The organism is Candidatus Lernaella stagnicola (assembly GCA_030765525.1).
GTDB lineage: Bacteria > Lernaellota > Lernaellaia > Lernaellales > Lernaellaceae > Lernaella > Lernaella stagnicola.
The window spans coordinates 1-15,581 of the sequence record JAVCCK010000017.1; the positions used below are offsets into that span (position 1 = coordinate 1).

A 15,581-nucleotide genomic window follows, 5' to 3' on the forward strand; every position below is an offset into this window, starting at 1 on the left:
TACTGGCGGCGAAAACGAAGGATGAGTTGAAAGCGGCAGCGGCTTGGCCTAAACGGTATACTGGAAAAACCGCCGATCTTCCGCCGAACATCGGGATGAACCCATTTCACTATAAGTGCCGCAGCGAGGTTTTTGCCGTTTTTGAAGAGACCTCGGCCGAGGTCGATATGGGCAAGCGGGTGCCGGACGAGGACGCGGAACGGCTGGAGCAATTGACGCCGCAGGAGCATGCGCTCCGAGTTTCCGGTCTCCAGAAACGAGCGAAGCGGGAGGGCCTTCCCTGGCCGCCGAAGTCGTTCGATTCACATGTGGCCAAGCAGATCGTGAAACACGCCGCCGGCGGCGAGTTCAACGAGGGCGCCCAGGCGTACTTGAACCGGGCGCACGAAACGGTGAAAAATGCGGACCGAGTTTTCGTTCAGATTCACCGGGCGAATCGCCCGGATGCGGTGCCGCGAATTCAGTACGTTTTCGTCAGTGGAAAGACGCGGTCGGCGACTTATGTCGATGACGACGGAACAATAAGAACCTGTCGGCCGATCGGCGGCCCGGGGCACAATCCGGAAGACCTGGTTGAAGATTTCACCGAGGACGACGGAAGGAAAATGGCATGGCTGAAAAATTCCGCCAAGAACTGATCGGCATTGTCGACGGTCTGGCGATCCTGGACGAGGACCAGGCGGTGAACTATAACCTCGGCCAGCTCTTGCGCTTGTCCCGCGGGATCACTGCCGGGTATTGGCGCGAGGACGAATTCCCGGAGCTGTTTTCGCGCCTCCGCGATATCCTCATTCGTGCGAGGTCGTTCTATACCGGCCATCGTTGGTTCATGCGCGACCTTCGGAATCTTCGCCAAGACTTGCCCCGCGGTCATTGGTGGCTGTGGATCGAGGAGCTGTGATGTCCGTTTTATTTGAACAGCCTACTATGCAAATAACTACATCAGGTGGCAGCGCCGTATTTTCAGCGTCGAGGATCGATGCCGCCGCCGGTTTGCTGCTTTTTCTTCGGTTTTCTGCGGTTTGTTGCTATATCTCGTACACTTACGCCGAAGTCGGAAACGTTTCCGACTTCGGCCAGATTTTTGGACACAGTTCGCCGGCGCCAAAAGAGCAATTTCCGTTTTATTATCAAGGGTTTATGTCGTTATTGGCGTCGTCATACGCGCAGCGCAAAGGCACACAAACACGCATGTTCTCCAAAACAAAACGCCCACTCCGGGCATCCACGCTAACCGCTCGTAATCATTGAGCTAATTACCTCTCCTGGCCATCAAATACAACTCGGAAACAGCCTGACAACTCGTTTTGCCCCCCATTCCGATGTCAATTGCTTCGTTGCCTTCGAGACGCGGCAAGTGTACGAAAAGAAATACTTTTGTATAATCTCAACGCCTCCTACGCCGTTTTTCGCCGAATGAAAAGCCCATTGTGCTTGACGCGGAGCTCAAGCATACGCACGAAATAGGAGTAAACCAAAACAGAATCGGAATCCGCTATGCGATTTTTGTGGAAGGCTGCCGACGCCCTGGCCGAAGCTACGGTTGTTTTGTCCTACGGTTCGCCCGGCTACCGACTGCGCACACACCTGTGGAACGCAGACGCCCTAAGCGTCGACCTGACGAACAAAGTGATGGTCGTCACCGGCGCCAATTCCGGCCTCGGTAAGGCCGCCGCAACCCAACTGGCCGGATTGGGCGCCACGGTCGTCATGGTGTGCCGCGATCGGAGCAGAGGCGAGGCGGCGCAACGGGAAATCCGCGACCGGCACGCCCGAGCGATCTTGGAGTTGGAGATTGCCGACCTCTCCGACATGGACACGCTGCGGGAACTGGCTCGTCGGCTGATCGAACGACACCCCGCGATCGACGTGCTGATCAACAATGCGGGCGTGATGCTTCACGAGCGAAAACTGTCGGCCGACGGCATCGAAATGACCTTTGCGACCAACGTGCTCGGCGGTTTCGTATTGACTCACGCACTGCTGCCCCAGTTGGAGCGCGCCGCCGCGCCCCGTATCGTGCATGTCACTTCGGGCGGCATGTACACGCAGCGGATCGACGTCCAAGACCTGCAGTTCGAGCACAAAGAGTATGACGGCGTCGTCGCGTACGCACAGAGCAAGCGCGCGCAGGTGGTCTTGAGCGAATTGTGGGCCGAGCGCCTGGCAACGCGGGGAATCACGTCGAACTGCATGCATCCCGGATGGGCGGCCACGCCCGGCGTCGAGCGCTCGCTGCCTCGTTTTTACCGTTGGTTGCGACCGTTGTTGCGTGACCACCAACAAGGCGCCGACACGGCCGTATGGCTGGCGGCGGGTTCGGAAGCCGAGGGTGTGACAGGTCGATTGTTTTTCGACCGCCAACCTCGGCGAACGCACATCTTTCGTCGAACCAGGCACACGCCGCAGGAGGCACAGCGACTTTGGGAAATCTGCGAACTTCTGGGCGGTATTAATAACGGCGACGCGAGTTGAACCCATCGCCATATCGGTTATGCTATGCGAATCTTTTTAACTCGCAAAAAATTCTGAGGTTTTTCGATGACGACACCTAGCCCGTGGCCGCAGTATTCGCGCTCGATGCCCTCATTGTTGTTCGAACGTTCCGGCAAGTGGGCCGACCAAACGGTCTTTCGAGCCAAGATCGGCGGCACGTGGACCGACATTACGTGGCGTGAGTTGGAAGAAAAATCGCTGGCGGTCGCGGCCGGGTTGCTTCATTTGGGCATGCGGAAACGCAGCGTTGCGGCGATCCTCTCGCATAACCGCCCGGACTGGGCTTACGTAGATTTCGGTTGCCAGATGGCCGATGTCATCAGCGCCCCGATCTACCCGACCAACACTGCCGATCAAGTTGCGTACATTCTCCGCAACTCCGAAAGCGAGATCGTTTTCCTTGAGGACGAAGCCCAGTTGGCAAAAGTGGAGAAGTCGCGCGACCAGCTACCGACGCTGCGAAAAGCGATCATCACCGACGGCGGCGAAGACGGCGATTTCGTCATGCGGCTGGATACCTTGATGAACCTCGGACGACAGCATATGGACCGCGCGGCCATCGACGCGCGTTGGCAGGCCATCGACCCGGAGGAAGTCGCGACGCTGATCTACACTTCGGGCACGACGGGCAACCCGAAGGGTGTCATGCTTTGCCACCGAAATCTCGTATCGAACGTATACGCGGTTCAGGATTTCCTGACGATGCGCGCGGGCGACTCGGATCTCCAATTCCTGCCGATGTGCCATTCCTTCGGACGGATGGAAGTGTACGTTTTCATGATGCACGAGGGGACGGTGACCTTCGCCGAGTCCGTGGCGAAAATCCCCGACAACCTCAAGGAAATCAGGCCGACGATATTCGTTACCGTTCCGCGTTTGCTGGAAAAAGTGTACGAGAAAATTCAAGCGGACTTGGCCGCGTCTTCACCTTCGAAGCGCAAGATATTCGCCTGGGCGCTTAGTGTCGGCGGGCGGATTCTGGAAGACCGCCAGGCGCGCCGGCCCAGCAAGTTTTTGGACACTCTCCAATACAAGCTGGCCGATAAACTGGTGTTCAAGAAGATCAAGGCCGCGCTGGGCGGCAATATCCGTGTTCTGGCTTTCGGCGCGGCGCCCCTGGCGGTGGACATTCAACGCTTCTTCGCATCCACCGGCATCCTGGCGATGGAAGCCTATGGTCTCTCTGAGACTTCACCAGGCTTGACGGGAAACAAAGAGAGTTTCTTTCGGCTCGGGTCGGCCGGGCTGCCGTTGCCCGGTACCGATGTGAAAATCGCCGAGGACGGTGAGATCCTGGTTCGCGGGCCGCAAGTAATGAACGGATACTGGAAATTGCCGGCCGAAACCGCCGAGGCCTTGCAGGACGGTTGGTTCCACACCGGCGACATCGGTCGGCTCGATGAGGATGGCTTTTTGTGGATCACCGACCGCAAGAAAGACATCATCATTACCGCCGGGGGCAAGAACGTCGCGCCGCAGAATATCGAGAATCAACTCAAGCTCGACCCGGCCATCGAACAAGTGGCGGTGATCGGCGATAAGAAAAAATACCTGGTGGCGCTGATCGTTCCGGCGTGGCCTTGGTTCGAGGATTTCGCCGAACAAAAGGGCTTGTCGGGAACGCGGGAAGAAATGTTGGCCGACCCGAAGGTCTTGACGGAATTTGAAACCCGTTTGGCGCGATTCAATGAAGGTCTTGCCCAATATGAAACGATCAAGCGTTTCGCACTGTTGGCCGAGGAATTCAGCATTGAGAACAACATGCTGACGCCGACGATGAAAGTTCGGCGGAAGACCGTCTACGGCAACTACGCGAAGCTGATTGAATCCTTGTACGCCGACGCTTAAGCTGACACCCATGATTGCAGCAGTTACCGGAGCATCCGGCCATATTGGCGGTGCCCTCGTGCGGGAGTTGCTCGCGCAGGGGCATCGAGTTCGCGCGCTGGTCCGTCGCGACACCGCCGCGCTGGAAGGCCTGAACGTGGAGCGCGTTGCGGCCTCGTTGGAAGACATTGATTCGCTCGTTGCGGCTTTCCAAGGTGCCGATTGGGTCTTTCACCTCGCCTCGCGGATATCCATTGCCGGAGACCCCGACGGGTCGGTGTACCGCGCAAACGTGATCGGCACGCGGAATGTCATCGAGGCCGTTCGCCGGGCCGGTGCGACACGCCTGATCCACTTCAGCACGATCCAAACACTCAGTCATGAGCCGCGCGAGCAACCGGTGGACGAGACGCGACCGGCCGCGAATGCCGATTTTGTGGGCGCATATGACCGCACAAAGGCCGAAAGTGAAGCTGACGTGTTGGCCGCTGCGACGCAGGAACTCGACGCGGTGATCGTGCAGCCGACGGGCGTAATCGGGCCGCACGATTTCAAGCCGTCGCGCATGGGGCGCTTTTTTATCGCGCTCGCCAATCGGCGGCTGCCCTCGCTCGTGGCCGGCGGGTTCGATTGGGTCGACGTGCGTGACGTGGCTGCCGGTGCAGTGGCCGCCGCCGAACGCGGGCGACGCGGCGAGCGATACATTTTCGGCGGCCATCACGCCACGCTTCACCGCCTGGCCGAGTTGGCTTCCGATGCGACCGGCATTGCGCCGCCCCGTTTTGTGACGCCGCTTTGGTTGGCGCGCGCTGCGGCGCCCGTGGCTGAAGTGTGGGCGCGAACGACACGCGCCGAACCTTTGTTCACCCGTGAGTCAGTGCGCACCATCGGCCTGCAGGTTCGGGTTAATTCCGACAAGGCGCGCTCGGAGTTGAGCTACCGCGTCCGCCCCCTCGAGGATACCGTGCGCGACCTGTATGGATGGTTCACAACAGAAAATCGGCTTCATCTGCGATGAGCGAGTGGACCTTTTATCGCGGCTTCGTTGTTGCGTGGTCGGCTCTTTCGCTGCTGATATTCCTTTACCTCCTGGCGCGACCCGCACCGTACGGCCGGCATCAGCGCGCCGGCTGGGGGCCGGGAATCCGCGCCCGCGCCGGTTGGCTATGGATGGAACTGCCTGCCGTGCTTGCCTTTGCGGTTTTCTTCGTCATGGGCTTATCCCGCGTGGGTGTCGTCACCCTTTCGTTCTTCCTTATCTGGCAGTTCCATTACGTGTACCGCACCTTTATTTTCCCGGCGCGGCTACCGGCAACAACCAAAACGATGCCCCTGACGATCGTGTTGTCGGGTTTCGTTTTCAACGTCGCCAACGCCTATTTGAACGGCCGTTATTTGTTCGAACTGGGGCCCGCCTACCCCCTCGCGTGGTTTAGCGATCCGCGTTTCGTGATCGGGACGGCGACGTTTACGGTGGGCTTTTTGATTCACAGCCGGTCCGACGCGGCGCTGATCCGCCTACGCCGCGAGGGTGGAGGTTATCGGGTGCCGCACGGCGGCTTGTTTCGCTTCATTTCGTGCCCGAATTATTTCGGCGAGATCCTGCAATGGGGCGGTTGGGCGTTGCTGACGTGGTCGCCCGGCGGCCTGGTTTTCTTTATTTGGACGGCCGCCAATTTACTGCCGCGGGCGCGGGCGCACCACCAGTGGTACCAGCGCACTTTCGCCGACTATCCGGCGCGGCGGCGCGCGGTCATCCCATTTCTTTGGTAAGACGAATTACGGCGTCAAGAAAAGCTTGCGAAGCTTGTCGCTAAACGCCACGGTCATCACTTGGGTGCCCATATTGACAACCTTACCGAGACCGAAGGTTTTGTGTTTCACCACCACACCGTTTTCAAATTTGCCGTTAGGACGGTAATCGACGGCGTTTTTGGCGTCCAACACTTCGGTCAACCCCGCCTCTTTGCGAACGCGCGGCGTCGCGGCGCGGGACGCACGGCGCGGCGTGGAAACACTGCCTCGGGGGCGGTAGTTGTGCACCGCGTGGCAGGAGAGACATTCGACCCGTTTGGGGGCATCTTCGACCATCGCGATCACAACGTGTCGCGTTTCCTCTTTACACTTGCCGCAATAGCTGTCGACTTCGCCGCCGACCCGGTTATTTCGCTTCTGCACTCGTAATCTCCTCCTTCACGTCAACTATAATCATTATCTCCGCTTTCGCCCGGTGCGCTTGCGGTCGCGGGTGCGCCCCACAGTTTTCTTTACTGGGACGTCGTTCCCGTCTATCAGCGTCGGTGCCGACGCCGACAGTGGCGAGCGAAAAGGATGCTCGTGGATGACGCGGATGTTTTTATTGATTAGTTTTTCGATCTCGGCCAACAACGCCCGTTCCTGCAAAGAAACGAAGGATACCGCGGAGCCCTCGGCGCCGGCGCGTCCGGTGCGGCCGATGCGGTGGACGTAGGTTTCGGCCGTCTGCGGCATATCGAAATTGATCACGTGGGTGATATCGTCGACATCGATGCCGCGGGCCGCAATATCGGTGGCGACCAGAATTCGGATTTTGCCGTCTTTGAATTGCGCCAGCGTACTTTCCCGCACTCGTTGCGATTTATCGCTGTGCAACGCCTTCGCGGTGATGTCGCTGCGCCGGAGGGTGCTGCAGATTCTGTCGACCTTGTACTTCGTGTTGCAGAACATCAAAACGCGCCCGAAGGCCGGGTTTCGGATGAGAAAGCGAAGCAACGAGAGTTTGCTGGAGTCCTCGACCAAGAAGATCGTTTGGCCCGTCAATTCCACCGTGGAGGCCACGGGTGTGACTGCGATCTCAACCGGTTCTGTCACGATGCTGTCGGCCAAACGCCGGATTGTCGGCGGCATGGTGGCAGAGAAAAACAGCGTTTGCCGTTTTTTCGGTATCTTTCGAATGATCTTGCGGATATCTTCAATGAATCCCATATCGAGCATGCGGTCGGCCTCGTCGAGAACGAAAATCTCGACCTGGGAAAGCACAACGTTCCCCCGCCCCACCAAGTCGATCAACCGACCGGGCGTGGCGACCAACACGTCAATGCCGCGGTGCAGCATTTGAATCTGGTCTTTGTAACGCACGCCGCCGAAAATGACGCCGGTGCGCACGCTCGTCTTCGCGCCGTAAACGCTGAAGCTCTCGGCGACCTGAGAGGCGAGCTCACGGGTCGGAGTAACCACCAGCGCTCGAATCGGGATTTCTTCAGACGCCCGCCCTTTTTCGTGCAAGCACTGAATGATCGGCAGGGCAAAAGCCGCCGTCTTCCCGGTCCCGGTTTGGGCGCACCCCAGGATATCGCGCCCGGCGAATACCTCGGGAATCGCTTGTTCCTGAATCGGCGTCGGTTCCTCGTATCCCTCTTCGGCTACGGTTTCGAGCAAAATCGGCAATAATTTTAGGTCACTAAATTCCATGGAGTGTAGTTAGACGCCTAAGTGCGCGGTAAGTCAAGCACGACGGGGGCAAACATGCTATAAAGCGTCAACGCTTTCTCCGGGTTGAAAAGGGTTATGCAGAGTAAAACACGCCCGAAATACGATGAGGGAGTAAGCCTGCTCTCGAGGCTGCTCGCCGCGTATTTGCCACCCGAATTGGAGCGGCGGGCCGAGATATGCCTCGGGTTGGTCGGCGTCGGCGCTTTCCGTTCCCGCCGGCCGGGCGCCCCACCGCTGATCGGCATCGTCGGCAGCGCCAGTTGCGGCAAATCGACGTTATTCAACAGCATCCCCGGAGCCCCGATCGCGGCCGTCACCCCGATTCCGCATCAAACGACCGGACCGATCATTTTGGCACCGAAGTCTTTTGCCGAGTCGCTGGAGGACCCGGCGTTTCTTCGCCCCCTGGTGGAGCGGATCGACCGGGAGGCCGGCGACGCGGCTAACCTCACGGGATCACCGGAAAAAGCAGTTGCGCTTTGCCGCGACGACCGCCCTTTCATCCTGATCGACCTGCCCGATATCGGCACTGTGGAATCCGACGAGGAGAAGCAGCTCGCCGTTCGTATTCTACCCTGGCTGGATCGCGTGATTTTGATGCTGACCGAGGAGTCGTTCGCGCAGGCGGCGCACGAAGCGGTGCAGGAAACGTTGCAGGAAATTCACCCCGACCGTGCCCGGGCCGAGCAGTACGTCGTGCTCAACCGCCGCCACGCCGCCACCAGCGATGCGGAGTTCGCCGCTCGCTTGGAAACCGTTCGCGGCTTGTGGCCCAACGCGTCGCTGTCGACGTTGCCGCATTTGGCCGATGGAGAGAGTTTCGCCGCCGCCGATATCGACCCCTTAATCGCCGAGGCGTCGGGGCGCAACCAACGGATGCTCGCCGAAGCGTTGGGAAACGTGGCCCGCGAGGTGGCGGAGCAAGTGTCTACCCTGGCCGACGCCCGCCGGACCGAGTTGCGGCGGCTGGAATTGGCCGCGGACGACGAGATCCGCCGCGAAGCCCGGTTCCGCAATGCGTTTTTCAGTTCCGAATTCCGGAAACGGCTCGACAGCTTTTCGCCCTGGCGCGCGTCGCTGGGCAAGATGCGCAGCCTTTTCGGGAATCAACCGGAGGTGTCGATCGACGCCCTGCTGGCCGCCGAACCGGTGGTGCGGCACGCCACCGAAATCGCAACGCAGGTGCGCTCCATGCTGCATCGCCGTTTGGCGCGGCTTTACGATGACGCCTCGTTTGATATTCCCGCGCCGGACGAGGCCGCATTGCGCAAAGCCGTCGAGGCCGTCGTGGCCAAAACGAACGAGCGGGCGCGTCGCGACGTGGAGGCGCTGTTGGCCGGTCTGCGCGAGGACCGCAAACTCAAAAGTCCGCTGTGGACGGTGACCACGGGCGTGGCCGCCGCCTTGTTTTTGGGCGACCTGGTACTACCCGGTGTGGGCTCCGCGACGTCGGCGGCGCTACTCGGGTTGCTCTCAGCGTTGGGGCTCAGCAAGTCCGTGCACGCCGAGATCATGCAACGTGTGCGCACAAGCCGCGTGCGCGAAGCCTTTGAAGACGATCTGCGGCAAGTCGTGCGCCGCGCTTGCGAGCCGTTGTTGCAGGCCGCGTCACCGGGCGGCGGCGACCTTCAGGAGTTGGCGAAACAGCTTACGCAATGGGCACGGGAGAAAAGCCGGCGATGACCCTCCCGAACGCCATGTCGATTTCCGCCATTAACACCGCTTTTTGCGAGCTGTTGGCGACGCCGACCCCGGCCGACGTAACGCCGACGCACACCGCCGACGAGTTGATGGTCTGGTTCCTGCTGGGCGGCAAAGACGTGGGAAAATCGACGTTTTTGAACTCCCTGCTCGGCACGCCGGTCAGCAGCACCGAGGCCGAAGGCGCCGAGGGCACCAACCGCTTCGTGGCTTATCTGCATGAAGACGCGGAAGCGCAGTTACGGGCCCGCTTCGCGGAACTGGACGTCGAAGTGGAATACCACACGCACACCAGCGAGCCCCACGCGCGTCTTTGCTTGATCGACAGCCCCGATTTCGACAGTCGCTACGACCGGCACGTCAAGCAAGTCGAACACATGCTGCGCGCCGGGGTGGCCGACGGCGCGGTGTTACTCGCCAGCCATGCCAAGTACAAAGACCGCGATTACTGGCGCGCGTTTGCGAAGCTTTTCGGCTTACTGACGCCCTCGCACATTCTGTTCGTCATGACCAAGGCCGATGAGATCGCGGCCTACGAGAAGGCGATGCGCGAGGATTTCGAGGCCACGATTCGCCGGCGCGTCGAGGCGGCAACCGACGGTGGGGATCCGCAAGTATTCTTGATCGATTCACCACGCCGCCGGCTGGATTTCGCCAAGCTTGAGGCACGCCTGCTGCGCAAGTTGTCGGCCGATCACGTGCGGCGATCCCAGGTCGACAATCGCCGCCGGGCTTACAACAGCGCCGCCGAGGCGATTCGTCATCACTACCATCTGGACGAACTGCGCAAGAACGTGGAATCGGCAGCGGATGCCCCGTATCTGGACGAACTTTTCGACGAGCATTTTCCGCCCCTGTATTTCGAAACGGTCGCCGAACGGTTGCGCAACCGTCGCGACGTAGTGGCCGCCACGCGGGATTGGATCGCCCGCGATCCCGGCCCCACCCTCGCCGGCTTGGCGGCACTTGGTTCTCTGGGACGCCGGTTGACGTCCTGGCTACCCGGTCGGCGATCATCAGAAAGCGGGACGGAGACTGATTCGCTCGCGGCACCGATCGAAGAGGAACTCCGCTGGGGGCGCGAGGGGCTCGGCGAACGCCTCCAACGAACCCAGCGCGAAAGCCTGGCTCGCTTGCGGCTTGAAAGCAACGAAGCGATCGAACCCTTCGTGGACGGCGAGCGACAGGTCGAGGTGGAAGTTCGGCACATGCTCGGCGACCAACTCGCGGGTTCGCCGCCACCGCTTTACCCGTGGTGGCTGCGCATACCGCTGAACTTCCCCGTTTATCTCTACCTACTCTTTTTCCTCGTGGTGCTCCTGCATCCCCTGTTCTTGTTATTGGAGGCATGGGATGTGACCGCCGCGCCGAATTTCGGCCAGGCCATCACGTTGGACAACGTCAAGGTGTCGGTGATCGGCTTGATCGGCTACTACATCATGGCGCTCTTATATACCGGTCGCCGGCAGCGGGAACGCGTGCGGAAAGTCGTGGACCGCGTGGTCGACGGTTTCACGCTAAGCGTTCGCACATGGCTTCGCGATGAAACGGAACGACCGATTTCACGCTTCCGTCAGCAATTCGAGAAACTGACGAGACTACTCGACACAAACGCCGAGCCGCGCTAACTTGCACGCCGAAACGAACTGAGGCTAACAACGATGCATCCGGTTCTGTTCGAAATTTGGGGCAGGGATTTCCACACATACGGCATGGCTTTCGCCTTGTCGATTCTTCTGGGCGTGATTCTCACCACGCGGCGCGCCAAGCGCGAAGGACTCGACGAACAGACCATGTTGAACGCGCTTCTTTTCGCCATCATCGGCGTTGTCGTGATGTCCAAGGTGACGCATATCGCGGTCACGTGGGACTGGTACATGCGAGACCCGCATCGTTTTCTAAACCTGCGGGTCGGTCACGTATTCTACGGCGGCTATTTCGGCGCGGTTCTTTTTCCCTTCGTGTACGCACGCTTCATCGCGAAAATCCCCTACGTCCCGATGGTGGACACGGCGACACCCTACATGGGCCTCGGCCTCGCGTTGCACCGGGCGTTTGGTTGCATGAGCGCCGGGTGTTGTCACGGTTCTCCGACCGATGTGCCATGGGCGGTGGAATTCCCGCCGGGTGCGCCCGCGTTCGAGGAATTCGGATCCCTGGCCGTGCACCCCACGCAGTACTACGAAGCGATGCTCGGCCTGGTGATTTTCGTTGCGTTGGTCTATTGGCGGGGTAACCGACGCAAAGTATACGGTGAACTGCTCGTATTGCAGGTCGCCCTATACGCCGTGGGTCGGTTTATCATCGAGTTTTTCCGAGGCGACAGCGCCCGCGGACTCTGGGGTCCGCTTTCGACCTCGCAATGGATCAGCATCGCCATGTTGGTCGCGGCGGGCGTCGGTGTGTTGTTCGTGGCGCGCGCCCGTAAACGACAGAGCGCCGCAGCAGCGGCGACTTGAGCTACGGGAATATTTCAATCGGCGTGCCGTCGGGCACGGTGCCCCATAGTTGATCCATTTCCGCGTTGGTCATAGCGATGCAACCGTGAGTCCAATCCCCGTGACGGTGGAACCTTCCGATCCACCCTTTCCCATTGACCATGCCGTGAATCATGATATCGCCGCCCGGTGAACAACCGCGTGCGGTGGCTTCACGGCGATCGTTCGCGTCGGGGTAAGAAATGTGCAGCGACTTGTAGCAGGAACTCTGGGCATTATGGTAATCGATGACGTACTTCCCTTCCGGAGTACGTCCGTCCCCCTGGCATTGTTTGTCACCAAGAGGATTGAAACCGAACGCCACTTGATAGGACGCCAGCAATTCATCTGCAGCATACAGGTTGAGGCGTCGCGCGGCCTTGTAAACCTCGAGGCGATCAGCCTGCACGCCGGATGGAATCTCTTTGACCGGCCAATAGTAGTAGGCGGCCAAATACGCGACGGCGCACAGCGCGATGAGCGTTAAAACAAACAGCGTGCGCAAGATGATTCGCATTGCGGTCCCTCCCGAGAGCCCGTTCTAGAACACGGCCTTAGAGGCTCTTGTCAAGAAACTTGTGGTATGAGGCCATCCAGTAAGCCATAAGATAATCGGTACCCGACCGGGTCACTTCCGGCCGATCCGACCCGCAGGGTTCGATCCGGAACGGATTTCTTTGCCATAGAAAATCAGTCGTGCATTGCTCCAAGACCGGGTGGGCCTCCAAGGACTGAGGCTCCACGTTGCCGAATAGGTACATAAGAAAAGGGTATTCGGTAATCAGATCGTAGAGGAAAACCGAAGCCGGATCCAACTCTCCGTCTGTCGGGTCGACGTAATACTCGGTAAGGGGCGCCGGTCGGAAATCGGTCAGGTCTTCCACAAGCTGATCCTGGTATGGATCGGGGTTCGCTCCCGGCGAGTAGGATCCCTGGCTCATGAAAATCGAATTGAAAAAGGGATTGTGAGACAAGCGCGTGAAGGTGTGAATTTGCGTCTCGAACAACTGGACCAGAAACGCGTGGTCATCCGGCCCGAGATAGGCCTTCGCCAGACGCAACAAAGGGTACATGGTTTGGTGATTCAGGTTGTTGGGGAAATAGTCGCCGTACTGAAGGTTGACGGAGACGCTGAGCAACCGGAGGATCGGTCGAGCCGAATCGGCGATCCACTTTTGCACTTCCGCCTTGTACCGTTCCTCGCCGGTGATGTGGTAGCCGATCAACGACCAGCAGAGTTTGTGTTGGCCGAAGGCGTTCGGCGCCGTGTGGGAGGGGAAGCCGTCCACGTCGATGATAAGCCAATGGTGCGCCATCAACTCGTCGAGCACCTCGGTCACGTCGGCGGCGATGGTCTCGCGTATATCCGGGTCGTCGACCAGATCGTATGCGGTGGCCATGCCGAAAAACCAACCGATGTATTGGTCGCGGCTGGTTTCGCCTTCCCACCAATCACCGGCAAAGGGACCGGTTTCGATTCGATGGCATTGGACCCGGGAATCGCACCAAGCATCGCCGCCAAAATACTCGTACAACAGGGCGTCCTTGGGCGCCGCGTATCGTGCGATGAATCCCGGCCGCCCGGTCACTTGCAGGTGGCGGTGCAGAGCATCGACGGCGTGTGTGGCGTTGGCTTTGGCGTCCGCGTCCCCGGTCACGTAGTACCGCAAGGCCTGACTGGCGAGATAGGTTCCGGTCCAAATGGTGCTATCGCCCCACCAATCGTAATTTCGAACTTCGGTACGGGACACGTCGGTAAAGTGACTTTTTCCTACGATGCCTCCGTAATAGGGCTGGTGCCAGTCGGCGCTGAATTGATCGTAGCTTTCGGCCTTTTCCCGCAGGGGACCGGCCGCGGCCAGTTCGTCGTAATCCTGAACTTCGACGTTTGACTGCGGCCACGGGGCAATATAGTCGTCAGGGATGGTGCTATCGTCATCATCATCGTCGTCGTCGTCATCATTGTTGTCGTTGTCATCGTTGTCGTCATCATCGTCGTCGTCATCATCGTCATCATCATCATCATCGTCGTCGTCATCATCGTCGTTGTCGTCGTCAGGGCTTCCCATGCCGGCGTTATCGTCGTCATCGCCGCCACAGGAAAGGAAAAGGATCGCAGAGACCAATACCAACAGCCAAAGCAGCGTCGACACGTTGAATCTCACGACACCCCCCGTAAACCATCAAAGTGTTGAAACATGATGAATATACGTTGTTTTTATCGCATCCACCGAGGCAGAGCAACATTCTTCGAGTCGCCAGGCGACAAAGCCAAACTGTCTTGGGCATTTTTACGGAGATTCGGCATCACTTCCGTGTCAACTACTCGCCGCGGTAGTCCGGCTTGCGCTTCTCGCGAAACGCCTTTACGCCTTCGCGGGCGTCGCTCGAACTGAAGATCGGCAGGCCGATTTCCAACTCTTTGGCCATAGCTTGCGCAGTGTCCATATCCGCGGTCTCCCGCATGCACCGCATGCAGCCTTGCACGGCCAGGGGTCCGTTGGCGGCAATGCGCGCCGCAACGTTCATGGCTTCGTCCAGCAGTTCCTCGCGCGGCACGACACGATTGAGGAAGCCCCATTCCAGCAACCGCGCGGCCGGAATGTAGTCGCCGAGCAGTAGGATCTCCTTGGCGGCGGCCAAGGGGATCTGGCGCGGCAGGAAGACATTGGACCCGCCAATGGGCATGATGCCGAAAGTCGCTTCGCGCATTTGGAAAACCGCATCCTCGGAGGCTACGCGCAGGTCGGTCCCCATCACGAGTTCGAAGCCGCCGGTCAAGCAAAGGCCGTGTACGGCGGCGACAACCGGCTTGTCCCACGTGCGCTCGCGCAACATGGCGCGGAACATGCCTTGCGGATCGTCGACCATCCATTTTTCGTCGTCGTTGGCCGGCGGGCGCGCGCCTGTCAGGACGGGAATCACGGATTTGAGGTCCATCCCGGAGCAGAAAATATCCGGCAACTCCGAGTGAATAACGGCCACCCGGATCTCGGGATCGGCGGCGATTTCCTTCCACGCGGCCTCCAATTCCCGCAGCAGAGTAGTATCAAGGGCGTTTTTTGCCTCCGGGCGATTGAGCCCGAGTCTCGCAATTCGGTTTTCTTTGACAAAAGTAAGCGCCATGGCTTCCTCCGTTATTGGAATCGATCCGGTATTCGCTTCTACCACAATGGGGTTTTACGTCCCAGGCGGGGTCGGGATTCGCGTCGCGCCGATCGGCGGATACAGTTACCGTCGACTACGAAATCGATCGATTTTCGTAAGGTATGTATTCGATAGAGCCGACGTTCGCACCTTCGCAGCTCGGAGGGGTGAGGCGGTCAATCAACCCGTGCGGCCGGCAGATGAAAATCTATCTCTCGCGCCCGTTTTTTCTTACCCTTTTCATTGACAGAAAAAGCGTGCCCAAGATCGATGCGACAGCAAATCCGGAGATCGCCATCAGCGGTAGCAAAGACTGTTCGGCCATTGTCGTTCCTTTTCAACGTGAGAGGGCTTTACTTTTTAATATGCCCCGCTTCTAGGCTGGCCTGCGTGCCGTTCAGCGGACCCTTTCTTCCAATGAAGGGTGAGCATCGTTATACCATTTCTTTCGGCCGTTGAGAA

General features: G+C 59.3%; 14 protein-coding genes. 9 read left to right on the plus strand and 5 right to left on the minus strand.

The features are described from left to right. The 6 genes from P9L99_08025 to P9L99_08050 all read left to right on the plus strand — a co-directional run. On the plus strand, nucleotides 1-638 hold a 638-nt coding region (locus P9L99_08025), incomplete at its 5' end, for a hypothetical protein (GenBank protein MDP8223290.1). Further along, complete coding sequence (locus P9L99_08030; GenBank protein ID MDP8223291.1) at nucleotides 611-901, plus strand: hypothetical protein; 291 nt, start codon at nucleotides 611-613, stop codon at nucleotides 899-901. The genes P9L99_08025 and P9L99_08030, both read left to right, overlap by 28 nt. A 596-nt stretch (nucleotides 902-1,497) precedes the next feature. Then, nucleotides 1,498-2,475 (plus strand): SDR family oxidoreductase, encoded by a 978-nt coding sequence (locus P9L99_08035; GenBank protein ID MDP8223292.1) that lies wholly within the window; start codon nucleotides 1,498-1,500, stop codon nucleotides 2,473-2,475. Nucleotides 2,476-2,541: 66 nt separating this feature from the next. Then, nucleotides 2,542-4,344, plus strand: coding sequence for a long-chain fatty acid--CoA ligase (locus tag P9L99_08040; protein MDP8223293.1), 1,803 nt, complete (start codon nucleotides 2,542-2,544; stop codon nucleotides 4,342-4,344). 10 nt (nucleotides 4,345-4,354) lie between these two features. Beyond that, complete coding sequence (locus P9L99_08045; protein ID MDP8223294.1) at nucleotides 4,355-5,341, plus strand: NAD-dependent epimerase/dehydratase family protein; 987 nt, start codon at nucleotides 4,355-4,357, stop codon at nucleotides 5,339-5,341. Further along, nucleotides 5,338-6,096 (plus strand): DUF1295 domain-containing protein, encoded by a 759-nt coding sequence (locus P9L99_08050; protein ID MDP8223295.1) that lies wholly within the window; start codon nucleotides 5,338-5,340, stop codon nucleotides 6,094-6,096. The genes P9L99_08045 and P9L99_08050 overlap by 4 nt, the downstream gene beginning before the upstream one ends. A 6-nt stretch (nucleotides 6,097-6,102) precedes the next feature. Here P9L99_08050 and P9L99_08055 read toward each other — a convergent pair whose 3' ends face one another. Together P9L99_08055 and P9L99_08060 are read right to left on the minus strand one after the other, a co-directional pair. Further along, nucleotides 6,103-6,501 (minus strand): hypothetical protein, encoded by a 399-nt coding sequence (locus P9L99_08055; GenBank protein ID MDP8223296.1) that lies wholly within the window; start codon nucleotides 6,499-6,501, stop codon nucleotides 6,103-6,105. Nucleotides 6,502-6,534: 33 nt separating this feature from the next. After that, entirely contained in the window at nucleotides 6,535-7,773 is a 1,239-nt protein-coding gene (locus tag P9L99_08060) for a DEAD/DEAH box helicase (GenBank protein ID MDP8223297.1), read from the minus strand. 96 nt (nucleotides 7,774-7,869) lie between these two features. Here P9L99_08060 and P9L99_08065 point away from each other — a divergent pair, with 96 nt between their 5' ends. Genes P9L99_08065 through P9L99_08075 form a run of 3 tightly spaced genes read left to right on the plus strand, consistent with a single transcriptional unit; the run spans nucleotide 7,870 to nucleotide 11,954 of the window. Beyond that, complete coding sequence (locus P9L99_08065) at nucleotides 7,870-9,477, plus strand: GTPase (protein ID MDP8223298.1); 1,608 nt, start codon at nucleotides 7,870-7,872, stop codon at nucleotides 9,475-9,477. Beyond that, nucleotides 9,474-11,123 carry a hypothetical protein gene (locus tag P9L99_08070; protein ID MDP8223299.1) on the plus strand — a complete coding sequence of 550 codons (1,650 nt, stop codon included), beginning with the start codon at nucleotides 9,474-9,476 and terminating at the stop codon, nucleotides 11,121-11,123. The genes P9L99_08065 and P9L99_08070 overlap by 4 nt, the downstream gene beginning before the upstream one ends. A gap of 33 nt (nucleotides 11,124-11,156) precedes the next feature. After that, the gene (locus tag P9L99_08075) at nucleotides 11,157-11,954 is read left to right on the plus strand and encodes a prolipoprotein diacylglyceryl transferase (GenBank protein ID MDP8223300.1); all 798 of its coding nucleotides are present in this window, start codon (nucleotides 11,157-11,159) and stop codon (nucleotides 11,952-11,954) included. A gap of 1 nt (nucleotide 11,955) precedes the next feature. Here the strand turns inward: P9L99_08075 and P9L99_08080 are convergent, their stop codons facing one another. From P9L99_08080 to P9L99_08090, 3 genes are all read right to left on the minus strand, one after another. Further along, nucleotides 11,956-12,489 carry a L,D-transpeptidase family protein gene (locus tag P9L99_08080; protein ID MDP8223301.1) on the minus strand — a complete coding sequence of 178 codons (534 nt, stop codon included), beginning with the start codon at nucleotides 12,487-12,489 and terminating at the stop codon, nucleotides 11,956-11,958. A 37-nt stretch (nucleotides 12,490-12,526) separates the two neighbouring features. Then, nucleotides 12,527-14,137 carry a hypothetical protein gene (locus tag P9L99_08085; protein MDP8223302.1) on the minus strand — a complete coding sequence of 537 codons (1,611 nt, stop codon included), beginning with the start codon at nucleotides 14,135-14,137 and terminating at the stop codon, nucleotides 12,527-12,529. A gap of 157 nt (nucleotides 14,138-14,294) precedes the next feature. Beyond that, on the minus strand, nucleotides 14,295-15,098 hold the full coding sequence (locus P9L99_08090) for an enoyl-CoA hydratase-related protein (GenBank protein ID MDP8223303.1): 804 nt from the start codon (nucleotides 15,096-15,098) through the stop codon (nucleotides 14,295-14,297). Nucleotides 15,099-15,581 lie beyond the last annotated feature (483 nt).